The following is a 24,709-nucleotide window of genomic DNA, read 5'->3' as shown; positions in this document are numbered from 1 at the left end:
CAACGAGCTGCAACCGCGTTTCACAGGCTTGTGGGCGGCACCGGCGCAAATGACGACCATAGCGGCGTCGGCGCAATCCGCGTAGGTGCCCTTTGACCACCCGAGTCCGCGAAGATGCCACACCACGCCGTGGTTGAGGTCTTGACGTTACCTTCCAACTTCTTTTCATCGATGTCGATGATTGCCAGGTGATCGCACGTGCCCTGATTCACCAGAGCATACGCGTAAGCGACGCCCACATCGCCTGCGCCAATAAGCACAATTTTATTACCAACGATATCTTTCATATTCTGAAAGCACCCTTCCTGACGACATATCTATACCGCCAAGTATGCCGATTTTCTGTGACTATGCCCGATTTGCGGTAGTATTGTGAACAATATCGCAGAATTACTCAGCCAAAAGTAATGGAATACAGATGAACACCTGGGGATGGCGCAATGGTGATAAGTTCTGGATCCCCATTATCTTTACGAATAATATCCACTGTACCATCACCAGTGATATCGAAAGTTTGTTCAGTACCATCGGCGCGTTTGACCGTAACCGTTCCCCGCCCAGAGGCCACCAATTGCACCCAACGGGCCTGGTAGTGAAGCTCCACCGCCGCCCCATCACTCCGGGGCGTGATGTCCATGGGGTTGACGTCCCACTCGCCCTGAAGCGCATAATATCCCAGCGGCGGAGTTCCCGAAACCCGGTACTGTGACCGGGAGGCACCCAGGTAGGTTTCCGGGGATCGCGGCTCAGTGATGGCGTGTTCGTCCTGTTCAATCGGGTTTGGTAGTGCAATGCCCGGATTGCGCTCCTGCAAGAGCTGCCGCACCACCCGCTCGGTCTCCGCGTATTTGCCCTCGCCCTCGTGCACCTGCCGCAGCCGACCGGTGTGGTCCGCAAGATAGTGCGCCGGCCAATAGCGGTTATGGAAGTTTTTCCAGGTAGCGAAGCTATTATCCTGCGCCACCGGGTACTTGATGTGCTGCGCTACGATGGCCTTCCGAACGTTGTCCGCATCCCGTTCGAATGCATATTCGGGCGCATGCACGCCGATGACGTCAAGGCCATAGTCCTTGTAGTGGTCGTAAAGCTTGACGACGTGCTCGTTGGCACGTTGGCAGTTGATGCAGGCATAGGCCCAAAAATCCACCAGGGTCACCTTCCCCGAGGTGGCCGGATCAATGGCCTGGTCGGTGTTGATCCAGTTCTCTAGCCTGGATAGTTGCGGCACTGGGCCGCAATCGTGTGGGGTTCCGGGGTCACCCTTACGACAGGACTCCAGGTCTTGGTTTCCGATGATGTGGTTTCCTAGGGCCTGTTGGGCACTACTGGTCCAATCGGGCACGAGCCGTTGGAGGGCCGTTGGGGCGTCGACAGCAAGCAGGACCGCCATGGCGATGACGACGGCACCGGCCGAGCGTCGAAAAGCGGTGTGATGGGATCGAAACCAGTCGCTCATGCGATTGCCGCCAAGGGCAAACATGGACAGCGGAATGGCCGCACCAATGGCAAACGCGATGGTCAGTGCGATGATCGAGGTATCAATCTCACCGGTGGCCGCGGCAACAGTAATGGCGGCCAGGACCGGCCCGGCGCACGGAACGTACACCGCGCCAGGGCCAGCCCCACTACGAAACCGCCCCGGCCCTGCGCCTTGGTCAGGAGCGCGTGGAGGCGGGGCAGCCGGTCGAATGGCGCCTGCACCCACTCGCCCAGCACCGGAATGAGCATGCCCAGGCCCACGAGGACGAGCAGCCCAATGCCCACCCAGCGCACCGTGTCCTGGGGCAGCCCCAATAAATTGAGCACGATCGAACCGCTGAGGGTGATCGCGGCGAAACTGACAACCATGCCGGCCACCACATAGTAGGGGCGCCGCTTATCCCCGGCGCTCACGGCCAAAACCAGTGGCAGCACCGGGATAATGCAGGGGGAAAGACTCGTCAACACCCCACCGATAAGACCTATCAGAATAAGAGAAACCATGAGTAAAGTCCTTTCAAAGTTCTTGTGGGAATATTCGGTGCCAACCGCCGCTTTGGATTGGACCAATCCAAATATTTGAGGACTCCGAACTCTTTATGACCGCCAAATCAATGGCGGCTACCACATACGATAAGAGACAGTCATGACCAACCGTAAATTTATTGCCATCACCTGCGCATTGGGGCTGGCCGCCACGGGTCTGGTTGCGTGCGATAAAACTGGGGCGATGTCGCCGGCGTCCGCACCAGCCATGTCGCCCGCAATGTCCATGTCGAACACGCCATCGGATGCCATGACGCCGTCATCGTCGGAGGCCATGAGCCCGTCCGATTCCATGGCACCGTCGGGGATGGATTCTCAGGAAAACACGATGATGACCGAGGAAAAATCGGGGCAGTAATGATGAGTGGTAAAAAGCACAAACCTGTGTGGGGCGCTACTCTGGATAACATGGATCTATCCAGCGAAGAGCTACTTGTGCAGGTCGCCACTGGTGACAAGCGCGCATTCGGCGAACTTTATGATCGGCTAGCATCCCGAGTCATGGGTATCTGCATGCAGGTACTCCGCAACCGGGCCATCGCCGAAGAAATCACCCAAGAGGTATTTGTGGAAATCTGGCGCACCGCCCCAATGTTTTCCCCCGAAAGAGGGAGCGCGCAGGGGGTGGGTGCTGCGCCTGGCCCGCTCCCGCGCCATTGATAAGCTTCGTTCCCGCATGGCGGCACTCGCGCGCGACGAGCGCACCACCATGCTTGAACAGCTCACCCCTACATTGATGTGGAAGAAGACGCCATAACTAGTGTTGAGGGTGAGCATTTGCGTGCCGCGGTAAACGACATTGGGGAGCCGCACCGCACCGCCATTATGCTCACCTATTTTGGTGGGCTCACCCAGCAACAACTCGCCGACCACCTGGGCATTCCCCTGGGACGGCTAAGACCCGGGTCCGTGATGGATTGAAAAAACTAAAATCTGCCCTGCATGTTACTAATAAGAAAGAGGCACGATGACTACTAAGGACCAATCCTGGTTACCCGACGAGAAATTAGCCGACGCTGAGCTTGCCGACGCCCTGGCGTTGTCCACGGTGCCGGTCACCCCGTCGGATTCCCTGAAGGATACTGTGCTGGCAGCCATCAACGGAATCGAACCGGAGGGGGATTCCGGTGCCCCGGACGCCGCAGTCACAGACGCGGTGACCAGTACGGACGCTGCTGCCACGGACCCGGATGCTGCGGAGCCTGCGGATGTGACCGCGGCCAAGGCGGATTCGGGTGGGGCCGGTGCCGGTGAGGCGAGTAGTGCCGGTGGTGGGCGTGTTATCAACCTGGGCAATTGGCGGTTTCGCTTATCGAAGCAACGCATCATGTTCATTGCCGCGGCGGCCGCGGTGGTCGCACTCTTGGCTGGCAGCGGATTCCTCCTGCCCAAGCTGCTCTTCGCCCCAGCACCGGGCCTACCAACCAGGCGATGTCCGAGATCATGCAGTCCGCGGATGCCCAAAGCATCACCATGAGTTCCAGTGGGGTACAACTTCACCTGGTGTCATCCACCACCATGAATAAGGCCGGGGCAATGGTGCAGGGCACCCCCGAGGTGAAAAAAGGCATGGGAATCCAGGTATGGAGCGTGAACCAAGCCGGCCGCATCAATTCGGCCGGGGTAATCACCCCAGAGGAGCATAAAGACGTGTGGATGCCATTCGAATCCGCCACATCCAAGGTGTTTCTGACCGAGGAACCGGTGGCCGGCAGCGACAAGCCCACCGGAAAGATCCTAGAGGAAATGCAGCTGTAGCTGCGGATAATGCACCTTGGGGTGTCGACAAGCGAGCTTGTTTGCAATAAACCGTAACGACCACTGGCATGCGGTGGTCGTTACGGTTTCTCCGTTGGCGGAAGCCCAATGCCACCCATCATGGCGATTTCCGCATTAGCCAACCGCGCAATCGCAAGCACTCCTCGGGTTTACTGTCATCTGCTGTTTTGAGAAGCTGACCAGCAGCTATAAACTTGGCAGTCCACTACTTGTCCGCAGCACTACTCCCATCAGCAATGTTCCTATGAACATAGGTGGCTCGCAAGGCACTCAGAGCATCCTTCATGGCATCGAATTCCGCAAATGCAATATTCTTATTAGGGGTTCGGTGCCGCTCATTATACTAGTATCACCCGTGGTTTATGTCTACCACAATGCTTGATGACGAACTTCCGCGGGGTTGCAGTGCAAAAATGAGCAGCATCATAAGATTCATGGAAGCCGCACTCAAATAAAACGGATAGCATGAAGCTTATTCAAGCGTTTTTGAATGCCCCTGCCACCCGGTAACCAATCGCCCCCGAAAGAATAGGAAAACGAGGCAGGTAGTGTGCTTGTGTATAACTGTCAAGTGTCGGGTTTTGTGGACACCTGACATAAACTTCCCCATATGGAAGCTTATTCAACGTCTCCAAACATGACTAGTCTCTGTAAGTAAGGAAAGACAAGCTAGATAGCATTTTCTTTCTGATTTTCCTCCTGTTGTCGTAGATGGATTTTCCCAGTAGCTGAATAAGCTTCATGAACCTCCCCTACCCCTGAATAAAGTTCATCGCCTATAATCAAAGATGAATTGTTATATTTCCATTCCAATACCAAGACGCAGTTACGCTTTAAGGTATTAGATATGATTATTTAGGGAATGATTTTATGGATTATCGAAAAATAGCAGAAAAACAACACGGATTCATTCTCCCTTGCCAAATCACCAAAGAAGAATTAATGATGAGGCTGCGGAACTGGTTTCATTGGCGTCCCACCACAGGATGAAGAGTTTATGAAGTATGTGTACTACACCGAACTTGTTACATATAATCTTGCTGATGATGCCTATCGAGATTGGTTGATAGCATTCCCCACTATCCCACCGAAAAGCGACACCCTATGCCCTACTTCGCTTGTGATTTAGCATTACGCATCCAGCATTTTTCTGCCAGTTGGTCAACAGCACCATTAATGATGGTAACTCCACCAGAATTAATGCCCTATGCGAATAAGGATTTTGGTATTACCTACATTCCAAATGAGAACATTACCTCTGATGATTGGGTGCTTATTGATGATATTCCAGTAGAAAAAATCATCTCTGCCATGCGAAAATACTATGAGCATGTTAGAAGTGATGACTTTGATGATGCCGTCGTTATGGCATTCAGTGCTTACCGACGTGGCTATTCCTGGGAAGAAATCGCCTGGGCCCTCGAACCTGCGGCTGGAGTATGGCACAGCTATAAAACTGGTAAAACCCCTATCAATGGCAAAGAAGTCCTCGACCTGTTCTTCGAAGAACATACGCCACCTCGACCCACAAATAAACCACAAAAATAACCGCTATGCCCCCTACACCAAATGACTTAAAAAATCTCGCTGACAGAAACCGAGAAACCCCTGAAGGAATCCTCAAACGACTCATCAATACAATCACTACAACAAAACCACTACACTCTAATTCTCAAAATCCTATTGAGTTAAAGAATCGAGCAACAAAGCAAGTTTTGAGCCGACATCTTGCCATCCAACTCACCAATCATGCTCGTGGAAAAATTATGATTAGTGGTGGTACTTCTCTCATGCTCCGAGCACCTGATGCCCGAATAACAGAAGATCTTGATATTCTCACTCTCTTTAATCCAACAACCAAAGCAATGGATGCTTTGTGCGAACTCATGTCTGAGGATAAAAATGATCCTTTCACATACGAATGCTTCCATGCTGATGATATTAAAAGTAGAAAAGGCAACAGCTTTGAAATTGATGTATATCTTCATGGGCGATTCCAAAGCACTATCAAGATGGATGCAATCAAAGCTAGAGGAAGAGAACTTAACCAACAAGGTATGTTTAATGGGGTAACTAAACTACGAGTGCGGGACCCACTACTATCCACCCATAATGACAAAAAAGAACTCACCACACTCCAACTCATTAGCCCAGAAAAATACCTTGCTGGAAAAATAGCCGGGCTTTTCCGTATCCAATCTGGCAAGTTGCAAAAAGTTTTACGCTGGAAAGACCTCCGCGATATTACGACCCTTGCTACAAGTCTTCCTATCGATTCTGATAAATTTCAGAAGGCCTTAAACGATCTTGTCATTGATTCCCATGGTAGTTTTACCATTCCTACCCGACAAAACATGACAGAATTCTTCACACAAGCTCAAAAGAACCGGGACTATATTGATAGTGGAAACGATAATTTTTACCAGATTAATCGGTTCTCTGTAGAGACTATGGTCAAAATATTATCTGAACTCCTAAAGTGCCCCAAGGGTAGCTTGTGGGAACTTGATGTTCACGACCCACAATTACAAAATCTAGAAAATCAACAAAAATCATCCCAATTTACCATACAAGATCTTCAGAATTTTGACATGAAAATCTGGGAGGTTAAGGACACTACAACAGATAAAGATACAAGAAGTTTACATGGTGCTTTTGATTGTGAGTGTAACAAACATGTCAAGCTTACGGATGCTAAATCTACATATTACATGACTGATCCCAGAGAGTTAATAGAAGCTGGCATACCTGCCCAACTAATGTTGGATGAAGGCTTGGAAAGGGAAGAAGAAGTCATGTCAATTCAGGAAGAGCAATGGGACACCGAAGAGGATGAGGAATGGTTCGCGGCAAGAGAAGATAATGATGAAGATGATGAAAATGAACTTGGCTTGTAATCGAATAACATTATGAAATACATTCCCACTGGATCCCCATCGCCTCGTCGCGGAGTATTGCCGAGGCATTAATCACCCTGGGATGATGTGCCGAAACTACCGGCTCGACTTCAGATCCTGCGGCCACCGGGATTTGTCCAGAGTGAATAGTGGCTCGTCCCGGAGCTCCGCCACGCCGTCGCCAAGCACCACGGTGCTGGAATTATTCGAAATCTTGACGGTATCGCCGCGGGTATCCACAAAATAGGGGCCCACTTGCACCACGGACTCGTCCGGGAACGTGTCCTCGGGTTGATATTCCCCGACGGGAAATAGGATGTGCGCAATGATGGTGGTGGGCTGAACGAGAAGGCTGCGAAATTGGTTTTACCTTCACTGTTGCTCTTGCTGTCGCTATTGGTTGGCGCCTGCGCGGGGCCCTCATTGACGATTGGCCAGGTGGCTTTCTGCCGGTTCGTGCAGCTCGGGCCGCTGGTTTTCTGGGTCAGGTAGAAATCGCAGAGGATTTTTCCGCCGCCCATGGGGACGTCGGCAAGCACATTACCTTCATATGTTTTAATTGCGGGCGAGTAATTCGCGTTACCCAGGGGGATGGTGATGGCGTCGCTCGCGGGCGGGTTGGTGTGAAAGTCCAGCTTCAGAGGCTTCACGTCGATGGTGGGGTTGGCTTGCTGCCGCAGCGCCCCATCCGCATATTTATAGGTGATTTTCTGGGTGGGCCCCTCGGTCACGCGCGGGTAGGCTAGGGCTTCGTAGGTGACTTCCAGCTGGTTATCGGCGACCGTAATGTCGCGCGCATCATAGGCAAGGAGGAAACTCGCATCGGTAATCAATTGGTCACGATGAAAAAATATGAGAGTGCGTTGTGCGGATTCCATTGCCATGGGATCGTAGTGCGCCGGGTCCTGCTCCACGCCCTGGAGGGTCACCCAGCTGAGGTCGGCGCAGGGGTCGAAGTAGTTGTCCTGCACTGTGAAATAAAACTGGTGGCTGCTGCCCTGGATGGGGATTTTCTTAGCAGTTACCCACAGTCCGAAAGCGGTTTCGGCCAGGTCGAGTTGGGGGTGGCATTCGGTGTCGGCCACCTGTGTGCCGGTCAGCCCGGTGCCGGCGCCGTTGCCGAGACCCGCCATGCCGGTCGGTAGGGCGCAACCGGACAGTCCGCCCACGGCACCGGCAAGTATGGTCGCTGTTACCGCCAGTGCCGCACGCAGTTTCATCACAAACTCCACATCCGATAGTTGCCGATAAAATGTTTGTAATACAAATCCTATCGGAGATTGGGAGCCGAAACCAGATGTTTCGTGCCGTGTTTCACACAATCGGGTGATTATTTACTGCGGCTGCCGGCCTTCACGACCCGCTTGGTGGTTTTCGTCGGTTTCTTCACCGCCTTCTTCGTCGTGGTTTTCTTCTTTGCCGCGGTTTTCTTCGTGGCCTTCTTTTTCGGCCCGCCGTCCGCGGCTTCTTTGGCGCGCCGCTCGGACAAGAGTTCGTTGGCCCGCGCATCCGTCAGGGTGAGGGGATCGTCACCCTTGCGTAGCGACGCATTGGTTTCCCCATCAGTCACATAGGGGCCGAACCTGCCGTCCTTCACGCTCATGGGCTTGCCGGACACGTCATTATCGCCCAGTTCCTTAATGGCCTGCTGGGTGGCGGCGCCCCGACCCCGGCGTTTCGGCTCCGCATAAATGCGGCGGGCCTCATCCAGGGTGATGGTGAAGATTTGTTCCTCACTGCTTAGGGATCGGGAATCCGTGCCCTTCTTCAGATAGGGGCCGTAGCGGCCGTTTTGGGCGGTAATCATCTGGCCGTCGGTGGGATCTACCCCCACCTCCCGGGGCAGGGAGATCAATTGCAGGGCTTCCTCCAGGGTCACCGTGGACGGGTCCATGCTGGAGAACAAGGAAGCGGTGGCCGGCTTCAGGGTTTCCTCAATGATCTGGTTGATGCGTTTTTCCTTCGCGGCAATCGCGGTTTTGGTCTCCCAGTTTTTGGCCCGCTTGCCCTCGGCGGCGCGTTGGGCGTCCTCCGCGGCCCGCTCCTCGGCAACAATCTGTTCCGCGGACACCGCCACTTTTTCCTTCTCGTCCGCACCCATGATCTCGGTGACATAGGGCCCGAACCTACCCTCTTTGACCACAATGACCCGGCCGTTGGCGGGGTTTACGCCCAGCTCCCGGCCCGATTGGGGGGTGGCGAAGAGTTTCTCGGCGAACTCCAGCGTGAGCTCGTCCGGGGTGGTGGTGTCGGAAAGGTTAGCGCGCTGGAATTCGGGTTCCCCGTCCGGTTTCACCCCGATTTGGCGTTCCAGGTAGGGGCCGTACCGGCCCACCCGCACATAAATGGGTCGGCCCTGGTCGTCGTCGAAAAGCGGTAGGGAGTTGACCACTCGCGCATCAATCTGCTCCAGGTTATTGCCCACCAGCGCTTTCAGGCCGCCCTGGCGAGCGATGGTTTCGGCGGTGGCGTCGGAGGCGTGCTTGTCGCCGAAATAGAACCCCTTGAGCCAGTTCGCACCAACCTCGTTCCCTGCAGCAATGTCGTCGAGCTCATCCTCCATGGAGGACGTGAAATCATAGTCCACCAGGGCGGCGAACGATTTCTCCATCAACCCCACCACGGCGAACGCCACCCAGCTGGGCACCAGCGCATTGCCGCGCGAATACACGTAGCCGCGGTCCTGAATGGTTTTAATGATGCTGGCGTATGTGGAGGGGCGGCCGATGCCTAAATCCTCCATCTTTTTCACCAGCGACGCTTCGGTGTAGCGGGCGGGCGGGTTCGTGGTGTGCTCGTCGGCGGCAACATCGGAAATCGCCACCTCGTCGCCGACTTTCAGGTGCGGCAGTCGGCTTTGGTTCGCGTCGGAGCTCGCGGCGGCATCGGCAATCGCATCCGAATAGGCGCGCAGGAACCCGGCGAACGTGACCGTGCGGCCCGTCGTGGTGAACTCCACATCCTCGTTACCGATCGTGACCTTCATGGACACGCCCTTCACATCCGCCATTTGCGATGCGATCGTACGCTGCCAAATCAGTTCGTACAGCTTATATTCCTCCGCATCCAGCTGTGACCGGAGCTCCGCCGGGGTGGAAAACTGTTCCCCGGCCGGGCGGATAGCCTCGTGGGCCTCCTGCGAATTCTTCACCTTACGGTCGTAGCGACGCGGCGAATCCGCCACATGATCCTTGCCGAACAAGGCGATCGCCTGCTGCCGGGCGGCCTGCAAACCCTGCTCAGATAGGGTTGTGGAGTCGGTACGCATGTAGGTGATGTGCCCGTTTTCGTACAGTCGCTGCGCCACCCGCATGGTGCGCTCCGACGTGTAGTGCAGCTTCCGGCCCGCCTCCTGCTGCAGCGTTGAAGTCATGAACGGCGCCGACGGTTTCCGGGTGTACGGCTTCTCCTCCACGTTTATGACCGGCAGGGTCACGTGCTGCAATTGGGTAGCCAATTGTTCGGCCTGCGCCTTGGTCACCACCACCGCGTCGCTTGTGAGCTCGCCACGATCGTTGAAATCCCGGCCCGCAGCCACCCGCTTGCCGTTGACCCTGCTCAGCCGGCCCGTAAACTTCCGGTCGTCCCCGCCGTCCGTGCTTGTCGACGAGCCTTGCGACGCCGTGCCCGCCGACGCGGGGGCCGTGAACTCGGCCGCCAAGTCCCAATACTCGGCCGGCACAAACACCATGCGGTTGCGTTCCCGATCCACAATCACCCGGGTCGCCACCGACTGCACCCGGCCCGCGCTCAGCCGGGGCATCACCTTCTTCCACAACACCGGGGAAACCTCATAGCCATACAACCGGTCCAAAATGCGGCGGGTCTCCTGCGCATCCACCAGGTTATTGTCCAGCTCCCGGGTGTTTTGGGCCGCCGCTAAAATCGCCGGCTTGGTGATCTCATGGAACACCATGCGCCGCACCGGCACCTTCGGCTTTAAGGTTTGCAACAAATGCCACGCAATGGCCTCACCCTCCCGGTCCGGGTCAGTGGCCAACAACAGCTCATCCACATCCTTGAGCTTGGCCTTGAGATCCGCCACCTTCTTCTTTTTATCCGGGCTCACCACATATAACGGGGTGAAGTTCTTATCCACATTCACCCCGAGTCGCGCCCATGGCTCCTTCTTATATTTCGGCGGCACATCAGCAGCCCCCCGCGGCAGGTCACGGATATGACCCACCGACGCCTCAACGATGTAATTGCTGCCTAAATAGGGGGCAATCTTTTTGGCCTTCGTCGTGGACTCAACGATGACCAGACGCTTGATGTCATTGCCTTCAGCCATGAACCGAATGAACCTCAATCTCAATCTCAGTGTCTCAATGTGAACATAAAAAAATTACAGACGATTCCTTATAATACGGCTGCACCTGACATAAATGTCCAACGCCCCCATAAAACCCCCAGACCCGGGGGCTATTTTTTCACGCAGCCACCAGGGGCAAGCGTCGAAAAGCTTACTTGCTCTCACCCCCACAAGAGCAAGGATCACCAACCAATTACCGAATCACACGAACGTTCAATGCCTGGGTGCCCTTAGCCCCGCCACCCACTTCAAACTCCACTACCTGATCCTCCTCCAGGTATCGGAACCCATCACCGTTGATTTCGGAATAATGCACGAACACGTCAGCCGAACCATCCTCCGGCTCGATAAACCCAAAACCCTTCTCAGCATTAAACCATTTAACAGTGCCTTTAGCCATAGTATTTTCCTTCATATATAGTCAATAAGAGATTGTTATCAGGGCAGATCAAGCGCGCTCATCTCGGCAACCTATCATTGCTGAACACACGCCCGACGCCACAAACCATGGGGCAACACAATAAATCAGAGGCACATCACCTTGCTACAATGCCGCGAAGATACAAAACCTCATGTGACAACCATCCTCTAGTGTTCCATGTTTACCCCCCAAAGAATAGATCAGTGGCCTGATTCACACCCTTATGCTTAATGGTTGTACTTGATTCTTTGCCGCCAAGGACCATCCATGACCCCCACCTACCGCACCACCATCACCCAGCCGCCCCGACCCGCAGTCTACGGCGACTGGCCCACCTGGGCATATCCCCCACTCATCACCCAGCTTGCCGACGAATACAGCATCACCCGCCCCTACCAGCACCAAAGCCTCACCGCCACCACCGCCCACGATGGGCGCCACGTCATTGTCGCCACCGGCACCTCGTCGGGGAAATCATTGGGCTACCAACTCCCCGCCCTCACCGACCTGGCCCGCGACCCGGCAGCCTGCGCCCTCTACCTCACCCCCACCAAAGCCTTGGGAAACGACCAGCTCACCGCAATACTGCGGCTCTGTCGGGCCGACCCGGCGCTGGCCAGCATCAACCCCGCGCCTTACGACGGTGACACCCCCACCGAGGCCCGCCGCACCATTCGGGCCACCAGCCGCTACCTAGTCACTAACCCGGACATGCTCCACGGCGGGATTCTCGCCTACCCGGACCTGTGGCGGCGGCTGTTTGCAAACCTGCGATATGTCATCGTGGATGAGGCCCACCAATACCGGGGTGTTTTTGGGGCGCATGTTTCCCTGGTGCTTCGGCGGCTGCTCCGGCTCGCTCGGCGCGCACAGCAGCCACGGGGCAATATGAGGGAAGGCAGGCGTGGGGGTGGGGTTGGGGCCGGCGGGCATGGTGGGCCGAAAACTGGCGGGCCGGTCGTGATCCTGGCGTCCGCCACCAGCAATAATCCGGCCCAGCATGCGGCACGGCTCATTGGCGATCCTGACGTGGTGGCAGTCACCGAGGATGGGTCGCCGCGGGGTCGGCGCACCATTATTCTCACGGAAGCGGGGCCAGCGGATTCCTCCGGCGGGGCCCTCGGCGAAGACTCCGGTGAGGCTTCCGGTGGGGGCACGGGGGAAGGCTTGGCGGCGGATGCGGGGGATGCGGGGCGGCAAGCCGACGTTCGCCCTGGTGACCGACGGCGTTCCGTGACCACGGAGGCGGCGCTGCTCATGGCGGATTTCCTCGTCGAGGGTGCCCGCACCCTGGTGTTCACCAAGTCCCGGGCCGGCGCGGAGCTCGTAGCGTTGCGCGCCCAAACGGAGTTGGCCCGGGTCGGTAGACCAGACCTGAGTGCCCGGGTTGCCGCCTACCGGGCTGGTTATTTAGCGGCCGACCGGCGGCGGATCGAACAGGCACTCGACGATGGTGAGCTATTGGGGGTTGCTGCCACCAATGCCCTGGAGTTGGGGATTGACATTGGGGGTTTGGATGCGGTGATTACGGCCGGGTTTCCGGGAACTCTTGCGAGTTTTTGGCAGCAGGCGGGGCGTGCCGGGCGGCGGAATCAGGCCGCCACGGTGGCGCTTATCGCCAGTGCGGATCCGCTGGATGCGTATTTGGTGCACCACCCGGATGCGCTCATCAGCAGGCCGGTGGAGGCGGCGGTGTTCGATCCCACCAATCCCCACATTCTTGCCGGCCATGTTCTGTGCGCGGCATTGGAGGCGCCGCTGACGGATCGGGAAGTTGCGTGGTTTCGGGCGGGGCCGGTGGTGGACCGGCTGGTGGCGGACGGGTGGTTGCGGCGGCGACCGCGGGGATATTATGCGGCGGTGCCACCGGGGCAGCCGGACCCACATCGGGTGGTGAGTGTGCGGGGTTCGGGCCGGGAGGTCACGATTGTGGAGTCGGCGACGGGCCGGGTGGTGGGCACGGTCGATGCCGGCCAGGCGGCGAGCCAGGTGCATCCGGGCGCGGTGTATTTGCATCAGGGGCGTAGCTATGTGGTGGATGAGTTATCGCTGGCGGAAGGCGTGGCGTTAGTGCACGGGGAGATGCCGGATTATTTCACGCAGGCGCTGTCGTCGACGACGATTCGGGTGGTGTCAGCGCCTGATGCGGCATGCGATGAGGTGGCGCCGGGGCTGCTGGTGGCAAATATGCTGGTGGAGGTGACCCGGCAGGTGACAGGCTATGCGGTGCGGGATCCGGGCGGGGCGACGCTAGCAGCGGTGCCGTTGGGTATGCCGCCGGAGTCGCTGGTGACTCGGGCGGTGGCGATCACGATAGATCCAGTGGTGTTGGCGGAGTTGGGGATTCAGGATGTGCCGGGCACGTTGCACGCGATGGAGCATGCGCTAATTGGGCTTTTGCCGCTGGTGGCGACCTGTGACCGGTGGGATATTGGTGGGGTGTCGACGGCGTTGCACCAGGACACGGGGCTACCCACGGTGTTTGTGTATGACGGCTATCCGGGCGGGGCGGGGTTCGCGGACTGCGGGTTTTCCCGGTTTAGCGAGTGGGTTTCGGCGACCGCGGTGACAGTGGCGGGCTGTGAGTGCGAGTCGGGGTGCCCGTCATGCGTGCAGTCGCCGAAGTGCGGGAATGGAAACCAGCCGTTAGACAAACGCGGCGCAATCACCCTGTTGCAGAAAATATGTTCGATGCTGGATGGTTAGCGTGGGCCGGCGGTAGCGACGGCGTGGGCTGGTGCATCGAAAACGGTCACGGTGACATCGTCGCCGCTGGTGGCACAGTGGTCCAGGGTTGCCGCGTTACGACGGGCGACGGTGGCGGCCGTGTCACAGGGGTCGACACCCGTGTAGGCAGCATAGGCGCCGGCCACGGCGCTGAGGTCTGCCACGACTTTGGCGTGGTGGGTGGCAATGGTGCCTCGGATGCCATGGGTGAGGGCCAGGACCACGAGGATAAGGGCGACAATGAGGCCGGCAGTGGTGATGGTGGCGCTACCATCGTCGTCACGCAAGGTGGTGAGCCCGCTCATGGTGTTCCGAATTCTTGTTCGATGGGGAAGATAGCGCGGGCGGTTTGGGCCCCCAGGGGGCTGGGCACGACAGCGGTAGCGGTGGCCAGCCCACCGGATTCGGTGACGGTGACGGCACCCCGGGGCGGCTCGTAGGGCACACCAATGGTGTAGGCCCGGGCGGCCGCGCCGACAATGTCGATGGCGGCAAGGTGAGCACCCACGGCCACCAGGCCGGCGACCAGGGTGGTGAACACCGCGATCAGGGCGCCGGTGGCAATGGCGGTTTCGACGGTGACAGCACCATCATCGTTCCCCAACATGGCGGTTAGGGGGTGTTGGAGAGGGCGTTCGTGATAATGCCCTGGAGGGCATCGTGCACGGTGGGCGAGGTGACGATCACATAGAGGACGCCGGCCAGCGCGGCCGCGGCGAGGGCCGCCATAGCGTACTCGATGGTGGTTGTCCCCTCGTCGTTATCGAACCGACCAAGGCGTTCGAACGCCTTGGCGAGCAGATTCATGGTGGCGGCCATGAGGGTAGTAGTGGCAGTGACAGGGAGATGCATGAGGCGACTCATGATGGGTTCCTTTACAAGAAACTAGTGGGAGGAAAGAATACTGGTTCCCAGGCTGATGACCATGGGGGCAAGGCCCAGGAGGAAGAAAGCCGGCAAATAACACAGGGTCATGGGCAGGGCGATGAGTACCCCGGCGCGCTCGGCCTCGGCGGTGGCATGGTCGGCACCGTCGTCACGCAACCGCGCCGCGATCCGTGAACACCCGTTCGACAACCCAGCACCGGAGTGGTGGGAGCTGCGCGCCAGGGCGGCCAGCTCGCCCAAACCAGGGGCCTGGGCGAGTTCCCGCCACGCCCGGTCGACGTCAACCCCCAGGGACAGGAGGCTGGCGGTACTCCGCCACGCGACACAGGAGCTGGTGGTAGCGACCGCGGCGGCAGCCCGCGCCGGGCTGAGGCCGGCGGACACGCACGCGACAAACAGTTCCAGGTCCGCGGCGGTATCGAGCGGGTTGGGGGTGGGGGCGAGCTTCGCCAGCCACCACCGGTAGAGCCGCCCGGCCGGCCCGGCGCGCGCCCACGCGGCGCACCGTGATCCCACACCCCGCCGGCCAGCATTTTCTGCCGGGCCTAGCCGGGATGCGGGCCGGCCGCGGGTGAGGGAGAGGGCGCAGAGGATGAGGAAGGAGCTGACGATGAGCATGAGTGAGCTTTCTGAATAATATGATCGGACCAGAGAATGCCGGCGCATTCGGCGCTCACGCCGGCGATGAGAATGAGACCACCAACACCACCACTGGTGAGGAAGGCCGGCACGTTCACCCCAATGGCGTGACCCATCACCATGCCCAGCAGGGGCAGGAGCGCCAACACGATGGCGGTGGCGTTCGCGCCCTGAAGTGCGGCTTTAGTGCGGGATTCGTGCCGGTTTTGGTGGTCGATGCGGTGGCGAATGTTGTCGAGGACCCCGGCGAGCGCCATGCCGTTGGTTTCGGCGATGCGCCACGCATGGCCCATGAGGCTGAGCGCCAGGATGGGGGATTGTTCCAGTTCGGCGCCGGCGGAACCGCCGGTGGCGCAGCGGCGGGCGGCCACGGTGATTTCGCGCCGGAGTTCGGGTTCGGTGAGGGTCGGCAGGCAGGCGGTGAGGGCGGCACCCATGGTGGCACCGGCCTGCAACTCCCCCACGATGAGCGTGAGCATGGTGGCGCTCTCGGCACGCTGCCGGGCTGCTTGACGACGCGCCCGCATCCGCCGCAGCATCATCATCGCGGTACCACCGGCAAAAACAGCAGCAACCAAGGTGGGGAAATGCTGACCCACCGTGGCGGCCCCCACCACCACGCCGCCGATGGCCAGCTGGTACGGGTGGTTGCGCACCAGCCCACCCAGCCGGGCCACCCACCGGTGGCGGGGCGTCGTCAAGCGACCAACCCCGCTGGTTGGGGCACATAGTAGCAGGCCCGCCGAGCCGAGGGCGGCCGGAACCAGCATGGATATCATTGCTGCACCGCCGCCCAATCAATATTCGGCTGGGCCATGGTTTCCACATCCCACAGCACCGTCACGGTGGTGGGAATCCCGGAAAGCACCCCGATTTGGTGTAAGACCCGCCGGCCGTCGGCCTGGCGTCGCATAGCAAGCACCACGGGTTTCGCGGCGGCAAGCTGGGACATGAGCTGGTCGCGGCTCATATTGCCCCGGGCAGCCAGCGCCTCCAGGCGGGCCGGCACCTCCAGCAGGGAATTCGCGTGCACGGTACCAGCGCACCCGTCGTGCCCGGTGTTCAGGGCGGCCAGGAGGTCGATGACCTCCGCGCCCCGGATCTCCCCCACCACGATCCGGTCGGGCCGCATCCGCAGGGACTGCTTGAGCAAATCAGCCATGGTGATCGCCCCTTTGCCCTCGGTGTTGGTGCCGCGGGACACCAGCCCCAAAATGTGGGGATGGTTGGGCCGCAGCTCGGCGGTGTCCTCGATGCAAATGATGCGCTGTCGGTGGCTCACTTCCCCCAGCAGGGCGGCCAATAATGTGGTTTTGCCGCTGCCGGTTCCCCCGATGACCAGGAAGGAGCGGCGCGCCGCCACCAACTGCTGCAAACACGCTTTTGTAGGCCTGGACATCGTCCCGCGCTCGCACAAAGTTTCGAGACTGGTGACGGCGTGGCGTAACACCCGCAGCGAAATACACGTCCCGCCCTGTGCCGGCGGCGACAAAATCGCATGCACCCGCACACTGGAACCATCATCACGCGACAACTGCCCATCAGCGAAACACTGCGTATCATCCAGCCGGCGGCCGGCCGACACCAAAAGTCGGGTGGCTAGTTGCCGCACCTCCCGCTCCGACGCAAACCCAATATCGGCGGCCTCCAGGCCACGGCCCCGATCAAACCACACCCCCTGGGTGCCATTCACCAGCACATCCGTAACCCCCGGAAGGGAAAGCACCTGCTCCAACGGCCCCACCCCCACCGAATCGTGGCGCAGCTTCCGCAACACCGACAACACCTCGACATCGCTCATGATGCCGCCCGCCTCCGCCCGAATGGTGTGGGCCACATAGCCGGGGTCGCAGGCCTGCTCCGCAGGCACCGCGGCCAACACCCGCTGCACCTTGTCGGCAATAACCGCAGCATCGACCGGCATTTAGGCCATCTCCTGCGGCAACACGCATCGAACAGCCTTACGAAGAGCACGGGGCAGCGCCCCCAGGGTGCGAATCCCGGTGGTCTCCGCCACCCGAGGCACCTGCGACACGGTCCCCAATTCCCCCACCACGTCGACCCCAACGATGTCCGCAACATCATGGGCGGTCAGGCCGGACCAGCCACGATGCCGCACAACCCCAACGGTGTCGACGCGCCGGGCGGTCAGGGAGTGGGCGATGCGGCTGGCGGCAGCCGCGGCCCGCACTTCAGCGGGGATGAGGAGCACCACAAAGTCGCAGGCATCCGTGAGGGCGGCAAAGAATGGGGCGGTGGCCGGGAGGTCCACGACCACGCAATGGGTGTGGTGCATGGTGCCGATCACCCGGAGGAGTTTGTCTTCGGTGATGCCGCTGGTGCTATCACCGCCGCGGTCGGTGGTGAGTACCGGCAGGCCACTCTCGGTTTCGGGGAGGGCGGCAATCAGGTCGGCGGCGGCAATGGAGCCGGAGCGAAAGCTCAGGTCCGCCCACCGAATGCCACCGGTGGTTTCGCACCCGAGGAGGAGATCCATGCCTGGCGATACCGGGTCGGCGTCGACCAGGACTGTGGGAACGATCTCGTGCAGTTGCAGGGCGAGGGCGACCGCCAGGGTGGAGGTGCCCGCCCCACCCACGGCCCCGGTGACGGCGATCACCGAGGCCGCGGCGGCCGGTGAGGGCGAGTCCGGGGCAGCAGTGGTAGCAGCGAGGGTGGCGAGCAGTTTATTGGATTGCGCCGGCAGGATCACCGCGTCGGCGGCCCCAATGCGCACGGCCAGTGTCCAATCAACCGGCCCGGGCTCGGGATGCAACAGAAACAGGTGCCCGCGGGGGTGGATGCCGCCGGCGTGGGTGGCGGTAGTGGCGTCCACAAGGATGGCGGCGGCCTTGGGGGCGTGCCGCACAATGTCGCGCGGGTCACTGGTGTCGATAATATCCATGCCGGTAGCTGCTGCGATATTAATCGCCTCAGGGTGGAGCACAGGGTCGGTGACGCTCACGAGAATGGTTGGCGTGGTGGTCATGCTTTCAGTTTCGCCCCATTGCCCCCGGCACGCTTGCCAACGCCGCTAGGCTGTGGAAAACCCACCATATTGTTGATGAGGACCACAAAATTCTGTGGATAACTTTTCCCACCAGCACCACAGGCAACACTAATAACAGAAAACCAAGGGGTGGCTACCCCCGGGCGGGGGTCGTCGTAAAGCATAAAGGGCGACCCGCGCTAAAGGGGGGGACTGCGCGGGCCGCCAAACCCGGCCGATTACAAAGGGGGGTTTGAGGCCGGGGCAGGCCACACTGTATATCGGGGCCTTGCACGGACCATTATGTCACAGGTTTTCGAAGAGAGCAATACCACACGATAATGACATGTCCTACCCGGGGAATCACCAAAAACGACTACACTTATTCAAGATGATAAGGCCAACACAGAACCACCGCACAACCCGTGGTGAACTCATGCGCCTACCCGCCACCACCGCAGCATTTTTCGACCTGGACAAAACCGTCATCGCCACCTCCTCCGCCTACGTTTACGGCAAGGAATTCCTGAACTCCGGGCTCATCAGCCCCAGCACCGCCTTCTCCATGTCACTCGCCAAAGCCAGCTACATGGTTTCCGGGCATTCCAGCGAACAAATGGATGCCAGCCGCGACCAGCTCAGCAACATGGTCACCGGTTGGGACGTCAACCAGGTCAAACAGATTGCCGACGACACCCTCCACACCGTCGTCGCCCCCACCATCTACGCCGAGGCCCGCGACCTCATCGCCCACCACCTCGCAGCCGGCCACGACGTGGTCATTATCTCCGCATCCGCCACCGTCCTCGTCGAACCCATCGCCAAAGAACTCGGCGTCCGCACGGTCATCGCCACCAAACTTGAAGAAGCCGACGGCAAATTCACCGGCAATATATCCTTCTACTGCAAAGGCGCTGCCAAGGCCGAAGCCATCCGCACCCTCGCCGCCCAAAACGGCTACAACCTTGCCACCAGCTACGCCTACTCCGACTCAGCCACCGACCTGCCCATGCTCGAAACCGTCGGCCACCCCATAGCCGTCAACCCCGACCGGGCGCTCCGCAAAATCGCCGCCGAACGCGACTGGGAAATCCGCACCTTCCGCAACCCCATCCCCCTCATCCCCATGCCCACCGGCAAAGAACTCAGCATCGGCGGGAGCGTCATCGCCGGCATAGCCGCGGTCAGCGCCGGAATCTGGTGGTGGTACCGCAGACCCCACCACGCCGCTTAACGACGCCCACAGGCAGGGCCACCCACACCCGACTGCTGTGCCGCATTCGCAATCCCCCGCGCCTCCACCACCCCGGCGCGCATCGCCGCCAAATAATAGGCCACAAACGGCACCACCCCGGCCGGCTGCGCAAACCCCGCCCCCAAGGCCAGCAACTCCGACCGGTGCCGGTTATAGTACACCTCCGGCACCGCCAACCCCCGCGGGTCAAAACCGCTGGCCAACGCGCTCACCCGAGCAGCCGCCAACCCCACCGCCACGCTCCGCGGCCCAAAGAGCTCATGGGCAATGATCTCCCCCTGCACCACCGCCGGGATCACCGCCTGGTGCGGCCCGGCAGCCACAATCCTCCCCAATAGGGCCAACCGGCCGGCAGCCCGCCCATCACGAGGCCGGCCGGAACCGCCCACCAGCACATCCAGCCGCGCCAACACCTGCAGCGGGGCCTTGATAAACGTGCGGGCCGTTTGCTCCCGAACATCCGGGGCCAAAACGCTATAGGCGTCGACCAGCTGTGTTTCCGGCGCATTCCCCAAGAGGGCGGCCAGCCGGGCGCCGCGAAGCACCCCCTCGGAGCTCGTCACCCCCGAGCCCCGCGCGGTGGCGGGGTGCCGGTGGAGGGCCTGAAGGTTGGCGGTGGCGGCGTCGATAAGCGAAGCAATCGTGGGATGGGCGGCAATATGGGCGAGCGGATCCATAATGCGTCGTAACAATAGAGAAAAAACAAAGAATCAGCAACAATCCACGCAACTAATTCACGTTTCAGGGCAATTCATGGCACCATTGGCAGTGACTAAAAAATACTCTGGAAGGAAAACCCACGTGAGTAACGACGAAGGAATGTTCACCGGCGCGAAAAAACCCCAGGTCAACTCCATTCCGCTTTCCGACGTAGACACTAACACCAAAGGCTCCATTGGGGAACTCGTTTCGAACGCCACCGAACAAATCTCCTCACTCATGCGTGCCGAAATCGAACTGGCCAAAGCCGAAATCCAGGTGGAGGCCAAAAAAGGCGCCATCGGCGGCGGCCTGTTCACCGTGGCCGGAGTGATCGCGCTTTACAGCTCATTTTTCTTCTTCTTCGCACTTGCCGAGGTGCTGAAAATTTGGCTGTGGGCCTGGGCCGCCTACCTTATTATCTTCTTCGCCATGCTGCTCTTCGCGGCCCTCCTGGCGTTCATTGGGTTCCGGAAAGTCAAACAAATCAAGGCGCCAAAGAAAACCATCGAATCCGTTGCCGAACTCCGCGCCCTCCGACCCGGCAACGCCGAAGCCGCCCTCAACGCGCGCAGCACCGATCGGTAACCCACCATAACCATGCGACGCAATCTTTCCCCCAATGCGGTCGCACTCGACGGCGAATTCCGCCACGACATGGTGCACACCCGTGGCCTGCGGCTCCACGCGGCCACCGCCGGCAACCCAGCCGACCCCGCAATCGTCCTCCTTCACGACGCCTACACCTGCTGGGCCGACTTCAAAGATGTCCTTCCCCTATTGGGGAATTTAGGGCTCCATGCCATCGCCGTCGACCTCCGCGGCTATGGCATGTCGGACAAACCACCCATGGGGCACGACCTTCGGCACCTTTGCGGTGATATTGCCGGCGCCATCCGCACCCTAGGCCACGACAAAGCCCACATTGTGGGCATGGGTACCGGCGCCACCCTTGCTTGGACCATGGCAACCGGCTACCCCGACCATGTGGCATCCATCACCAGCTGTGGTGCCATCCACCCCATTGACATGCGGCGCGCCACATTCACCCATCCTTGGCTGTTCACCACCCTCCTTATCACATCGGGGCTCTTCCGGCTGCCCAGCTGGCTTGTCCGTAACCTTTGGCGCACCCGCGGCCGGTTCATCCGCCGCGACCTGCGCAGCAACACCACCCTCCAATTCCAACATTCCCCCGCCTACCACGACAATCTTCACCTACGCGCCACCGCCCTGGCGATCGCCAACACCGCCGCCGCAGTCATCCGCACAGTTCGGCTCCCCCTCGCCATACCACCAGTGAAATGGGCCACCTCAAAAGTGCAGGTTCCCACCATGATGCTTGTCGACGCCTCCCGCCAATCCCGCTCCCTCATCCGAGCCGCCCACAACCGCTGCCTCACCCAACCCACAATCGCCCACATCCCCGACACCAGGCTCCGCCCACACTTAGAAAACCCTGAAGGGTTCACCACGTTTGTGGGTAGCTTCATCCAAGGGACAGACTCCCCCTACTAGTTGGACTTTTTTTCGGGCCAAAATTTCCAATTTTCTCCGAAATTGTTACCAAATTCACAAATTCTCCGTGTATTGGGGAAAATGATTCTGAAAATTCCCAGCAAATCTTGCCCACCACCTGGGAACTCCCTAACGTTAACAGTATGGAAACCGTACTCAGCCGCCTCACACAACTTGCCCCATTGGGGGCCGTGTTGCTGGCTGAGGTGAAATCCTCCTCACTCACCATTGGGGAACTCGCGGCACAGCTAGATGTGGCCAAACGAGAAGTCAGTATGCTCCGGGCAATCGCCAAGGTTTTTGACGCCGAAGAATTAGCACAAGCCACCAAGCTGCGGCTATCTGTGTCGAAACTGCGGCTCATTTCCCGCACCGACAAGCAGCTCGCCAACCCAGACATCAACCGGCGAGACTTCCGCCTGGACCTCATGAAAACCGCCGTCGACTGCACCGTGGATGAGCTGGCGGAACACATCAAATCCCTCATTGGGGAACTCAATGCTGGCTACAATCGGCGGCGCAAATGGTATCTGCGCTGCTCCGAACTGGCGGACGCCGACAATATGCGGCACATTATCATGAAGCTGCCATCCCACGTAGCCACCCGCATTATGAACTCCCTAGAGCCCCAAGGCAGACAATGGGTACAGGAAGGCCAGGCCGTCGACAAGTCAGAAGGGTTAGCCAAGGCACTCACCGATCGGGTCCTCCACGGCATAGACGTGACCACCCTAGAGCAGGTTGAGACCACCGAAAACCCCAATAACCCGCGCGACCTACGCCAACGCCCGTGCTTTCTTGTGCCCATTGCCAACATCCAGTCACATAACGACGGCACCGTCACCAACACTGACGGCGAAAGTGTCGACATCCGCGAGCTTGTCGACGCCCGCCTCGCGGAATTCGGCTTCGCCGTGGCCTGCTACAACGGCCCCGACGGCAACCCCCGCCCCCAACAACTATTGGAAGTCAAGCGGCTCGCCGACGCCGACGACCGCTTCATCAGCATCGTCTCCCACCTCATCTGCCAAAACCCCCACTGCCGCATCCCCGCAGTACGCTGCGAAACCCACCACATCATCGCCTACTCACGCGGCGGCGAAACCAAACCCGAAAACCTCTGCCCCCTCTGCCGCGAACACAACCTCACCAACGATGATGACCGCCACAAACCCCGACACGGGCACGTCTTCACCGACCCCGAAACCGGGGCCGTCTACTACCGTATGCCCGACGGCACCATCACCCGCAATAAATCCCGAGCGAACAGCAAAAATGCCCTCAACTATGCGCAAAATATCCTCGGATGCCACCACGACTGGTACCCGCTCAACTAACGGACCACGCACTCCTGCGTACCCACCGGTGTATCCAACGCCGCAATATTGCCGATAGCCTCCTTGACCTCATCGGCCGTTAATGCATACCCAATATCGCTTTCGTCCGCGCTAGCACCAAAAACCACGCCCAACACCTGGCCGTCCAAATTCAACATTGGACCACCAGAATTTCCCTGACGAATCGAGCCCCTGGCAGTGTAGGCTTCCCGTTCCACACGACCCGTCGCATAAATATTGGGGCCCGCAATCTTCAACCGTTCGCTAATACGCGCCGGAGCCGCCTCAAACGGCCCACTATTGGGGAAACCCATAACAATGGCGTCTTCACCCGTGACAGCAGTCGCTGAGGCCCATTGGAGCGGCGCCATGGTTAATTCCTCAGAACGCAACACCGCAATATCCAATTGGGGATCATAAAACACCACATCTGCCTTAAAAGTCCCCAATACGGTATCGAGCCATACTTCCTCCGTGCCGGCAACCACATGCGCGTTGGTAATCACATGTTATTTATCCGCAACGAAGCCGGACCCCATGAGCCTGCGACCACACGCTTGTGACTCCCCCACAACGTGAATGACAGACGGGCGGACACGCTCAACCAACGCCACGTCTTCCACCGCAATAGCGGGCGCATCCACCGCCACATTTTTCGACGTGCTAAAGGGGGAAATCAGCGGCGGCAACCCAGTATCGGACAACATGGCGGATACCCGACTGGGCAGATTCGCCAACATTGAGGGTGCGACAGCATCCACCCGCCCCAATATGAACGAATTGCGAATGCCATTGGCGGCCGAACCTGGCAACCCCGCCACCAGGGGTATCGCCACCAACCATGTGGCTATAAGCATCGCTAGCGCCTGGAAGACCGCGCCAATCACCGAGTCAATAATCAACGACGATCTCAGTTGTATACGTTCGCGTAACGACGACCCCAGGGATCCACCCACCAAACTCCCAATAGCGACCAGGAGGATGATGATCCCTAACGCCAGCAGAAACCGAATGGCAACGGAATTTGTTAGCTGCATGACAAAGGGCGCGAAGGCTGCCCCACACACCAGTCCGGCTATCACCCCAATGGTGGAAAGGACTGAGGCGAAGGCGCCCTGCCGCCAGCCAGCGTAGATCGCAAAACCGACCACCAAAATGATGAAGCCATCAACGATGAGGCTCGATGTACTAACGCTGCCCATCCTGATTGCTACCTCACTTTT

21 protein-coding genes and 4 pseudogenes are annotated in these 24,709 nt (G+C 59.2%); 11 read left to right on the top strand and 14 right to left on the bottom strand.

The features are described 5' to 3' along the window. Nucleotide 1: 1 nt before the first annotated feature. Both HBA49_RS12805 and HBA49_RS12800 read right to left on the bottom strand, forming a co-directional pair. Nucleotides 2-287: pseudogene (locus HBA49_RS12805) on the bottom strand (lactate/malate family dehydrogenase); the annotation flags it as partial. 107 nt (nucleotides 288-394) lie between these two features. After that, nucleotides 395-1,983: pseudogene (locus HBA49_RS12800) on the bottom strand (cytochrome c biogenesis protein CcdA). Between the two features lie 142 nt (nucleotides 1,984-2,125). Here HBA49_RS12800 and HBA49_RS12795 point away from each other — a divergent pair. The 6 genes and pseudogenes from HBA49_RS12795 to HBA49_RS12775 all read left to right on the top strand — a co-directional run bounded on the left by HBA49_RS12795 (nucleotide 2,126) and on the right by HBA49_RS12775 (nucleotide 6,701). Continuing rightward, nucleotides 2,126-2,383, top strand: a complete 258-nt coding sequence (locus tag HBA49_RS12795) for a hypothetical protein (protein ID WP_208634953.1) — start codon at nucleotides 2,126-2,128, stop codon at nucleotides 2,381-2,383. Between the two features lie 50 nt (nucleotides 2,384-2,433). Next, nucleotides 2,434-2,996 (top strand): annotated as a pseudogene (locus HBA49_RS12790) (sigma-70 family RNA polymerase sigma factor). Next, complete coding sequence (locus HBA49_RS13085; RefSeq protein WP_244248372.1) at nucleotides 2,993-3,502, top strand: hypothetical protein; 510 nt, start codon at nucleotides 2,993-2,995, stop codon at nucleotides 3,500-3,502. Before HBA49_RS12790 ends, HBA49_RS13085 begins: the two are co-directional and overlap by 4 nt. Further along, on the top strand, nucleotides 3,457-3,783 hold the full coding sequence (locus HBA49_RS13080; protein WP_244248371.1) for an anti-sigma factor: 327 nt from the start codon (nucleotides 3,457-3,459) through the stop codon (nucleotides 3,781-3,783). The genes HBA49_RS13085 and HBA49_RS13080 overlap by 46 nt, the downstream gene beginning before the upstream one ends. 1,080 nt (nucleotides 3,784-4,863) lie before the next feature. Further along, entirely contained in the window at nucleotides 4,864-5,352 is a 489-nt protein-coding gene (locus HBA49_RS12780; RefSeq protein ID WP_208634952.1) for a hypothetical protein, read from the top strand. 5 nt (nucleotides 5,353-5,357) lie between these two features. Continuing rightward, a complete protein-coding gene (locus tag HBA49_RS12775) occupies nucleotides 5,358-6,701 on the top strand; it encodes a nucleotidyl transferase AbiEii/AbiGii toxin family protein (protein ID WP_005525115.1) in 1,344 nt (447 codons plus the stop codon). Between the two features lie 110 nt (nucleotides 6,702-6,811). Here the strand turns inward: HBA49_RS12775 and HBA49_RS12770 are convergent, their stop codons facing one another. The 3 genes from HBA49_RS12770 to HBA49_RS12760 all read right to left on the bottom strand — a co-directional run bounded on the left by HBA49_RS12770 (nucleotide 6,812) and on the right by HBA49_RS12760 (nucleotide 11,413). Continuing rightward, nucleotides 6,812-7,924 (bottom strand): LppP/LprE family lipoprotein, encoded by a 1,113-nt coding sequence (locus HBA49_RS12770; RefSeq protein ID WP_244248370.1) that lies wholly within the window; start codon nucleotides 7,922-7,924, stop codon nucleotides 6,812-6,814. A 107-nt stretch (nucleotides 7,925-8,031) separates the two neighbouring features. Beyond that, nucleotides 8,032-10,992, bottom strand: a complete 2,961-nt coding sequence (gene topA, locus HBA49_RS12765) for a type I DNA topoisomerase (protein WP_005524983.1) — start codon at nucleotides 10,990-10,992, stop codon at nucleotides 8,032-8,034. A gap of 214 nt (nucleotides 10,993-11,206) precedes the next feature. After that, on the bottom strand, nucleotides 11,207-11,413 hold the full coding sequence (locus HBA49_RS12760; RefSeq protein ID WP_005525063.1) for a cold-shock protein: 207 nt from the start codon (nucleotides 11,411-11,413) through the stop codon (nucleotides 11,207-11,209). Between the two features lie 288 nt (nucleotides 11,414-11,701). Here HBA49_RS12760 and HBA49_RS12755 point away from each other — a divergent pair, with 288 nt between their 5' ends. After that, entirely contained in the window at nucleotides 11,702-14,140 is a 2,439-nt protein-coding gene (locus HBA49_RS12755) for a DEAD/DEAH box helicase (protein WP_005525295.1), read from the top strand. On the opposite strand, the gene HBA49_RS12750 is transcribed toward HBA49_RS12755, so the two are convergent. The 7 genes from HBA49_RS12750 to ssd all read right to left on the bottom strand — a co-directional run bounded on the left by HBA49_RS12750 (nucleotide 14,137) and on the right by ssd (nucleotide 18,677). Continuing rightward, the gene (locus HBA49_RS12750; protein ID WP_005525243.1) at nucleotides 14,137-14,466 is read right to left on the bottom strand and encodes an Rv3654c family TadE-like protein; all 330 of its coding nucleotides are present in this window, start codon (nucleotides 14,464-14,466) and stop codon (nucleotides 14,137-14,139) included. The two genes, HBA49_RS12755 and HBA49_RS12750, sit on opposite strands and share 4 nt — an antisense overlap. Next, nucleotides 14,463-14,768 carry a hypothetical protein gene (locus tag HBA49_RS12745; protein WP_005524842.1) on the bottom strand — a complete coding sequence of 102 codons (306 nt, stop codon included), beginning with the start codon at nucleotides 14,766-14,768 and terminating at the stop codon, nucleotides 14,463-14,465. Before HBA49_RS12745 ends, HBA49_RS12750 begins: the two co-directional genes overlap by 4 nt. A 5-nt stretch (nucleotides 14,769-14,773) precedes the next feature. Continuing rightward, nucleotides 14,774-14,968, bottom strand: coding sequence for a DUF4244 domain-containing protein (locus tag HBA49_RS12740; RefSeq protein WP_172458852.1), 195 nt, complete (start codon nucleotides 14,966-14,968; stop codon nucleotides 14,774-14,776). Between the two features lie 78 nt (nucleotides 14,969-15,046). Next, the gene (locus tag HBA49_RS12735; RefSeq protein WP_112767102.1) at nucleotides 15,047-15,667 is read right to left on the bottom strand and encodes a type II secretion system F family protein; all 621 of its coding nucleotides are present in this window, start codon (nucleotides 15,665-15,667) and stop codon (nucleotides 15,047-15,049) included. Continuing rightward, the gene (locus HBA49_RS12730) at nucleotides 15,595-16,458 is read right to left on the bottom strand and encodes a type II secretion system F family protein (RefSeq protein WP_225866128.1); all 864 of its coding nucleotides are present in this window, start codon (nucleotides 16,456-16,458) and stop codon (nucleotides 15,595-15,597) included. Before HBA49_RS12730 ends, HBA49_RS12735 begins: the two co-directional genes overlap by 73 nt. A gap of 5 nt (nucleotides 16,459-16,463) precedes the next feature. Further along, nucleotides 16,464-17,612: a TadA family conjugal transfer-associated ATPase gene (locus tag HBA49_RS12725; RefSeq protein WP_005525133.1), complete on the bottom strand. Its 1,149-nt coding sequence runs from the start codon at nucleotides 17,610-17,612 to the stop codon at nucleotides 16,464-16,466. Then, nucleotides 17,613-18,677, bottom strand: a complete 1,065-nt coding sequence (gene ssd, locus HBA49_RS12720; RefSeq protein WP_005525214.1) for a septum site-determining protein Ssd — start codon at nucleotides 18,675-18,677, stop codon at nucleotides 17,613-17,615. 436 nt (nucleotides 18,678-19,113) lie between these two features. Between ssd and HBA49_RS12715 the strand changes: the two genes are divergently transcribed. After that, on the top strand, nucleotides 19,114-19,911 hold the full coding sequence (locus HBA49_RS12715) for an HAD family hydrolase (protein ID WP_005525341.1): 798 nt from the start codon (nucleotides 19,114-19,116) through the stop codon (nucleotides 19,909-19,911). On the opposite strand, the gene HBA49_RS12710 is transcribed toward HBA49_RS12715, so the two are convergent. Next, nucleotides 19,908-20,609, bottom strand: coding sequence for a hypothetical protein (locus tag HBA49_RS12710; protein WP_005524867.1), 702 nt, complete (start codon nucleotides 20,607-20,609; stop codon nucleotides 19,908-19,910). The genes HBA49_RS12715 and HBA49_RS12710 overlap by 4 nt on opposite strands. Before the next feature lie 124 nt (nucleotides 20,610-20,733). Between HBA49_RS12710 and HBA49_RS12705 the strand changes: the two genes are divergently transcribed. The 3 genes from HBA49_RS12705 to HBA49_RS12695 all read left to right on the top strand — a co-directional run bounded on the left by HBA49_RS12705 (nucleotide 20,734) and on the right by HBA49_RS12695 (nucleotide 23,486). Then, entirely contained in the window at nucleotides 20,734-21,219 is a 486-nt protein-coding gene (locus HBA49_RS12705) for a phage holin family protein (protein WP_005525450.1), read from the top strand. 12 nt (nucleotides 21,220-21,231) lie between these two features. Further along, nucleotides 21,232-22,149: an alpha/beta fold hydrolase gene (locus tag HBA49_RS12700; RefSeq protein ID WP_005524956.1), complete on the top strand. Its 918-nt coding sequence runs from the start codon at nucleotides 21,232-21,234 to the stop codon at nucleotides 22,147-22,149. A gap of 143 nt (nucleotides 22,150-22,292) precedes the next feature. Then, nucleotides 22,293-23,486 carry an HNH endonuclease gene (locus HBA49_RS12695; RefSeq protein ID WP_005524869.1) on the top strand — a complete coding sequence of 398 codons (1,194 nt, stop codon included), beginning with the start codon at nucleotides 22,293-22,295 and terminating at the stop codon, nucleotides 23,484-23,486. Here the strand turns inward: HBA49_RS12695 and HBA49_RS12690 are convergent. After that, nucleotides 23,483-24,688, bottom strand: a pseudogene (locus tag HBA49_RS12690) (MarP family serine protease). The gene HBA49_RS12695 and the pseudogene HBA49_RS12690 overlap by 4 nt on opposite strands. Nucleotides 24,689-24,709: the final 21 nt, after the last annotated feature.

The sequence above is a fragment of the Corynebacterium matruchotii genome, from assembly GCF_011612265.2.
GTDB classification, from domain to species: domain Bacteria; phylum Actinomycetota; class Actinomycetes; order Mycobacteriales; family Mycobacteriaceae; genus Corynebacterium; species Corynebacterium matruchotii.
The sequence above is the reverse complement of the archived record's forward strand: the minus strand, read 5'-3'. Positions and strand labels throughout refer to the sequence as shown.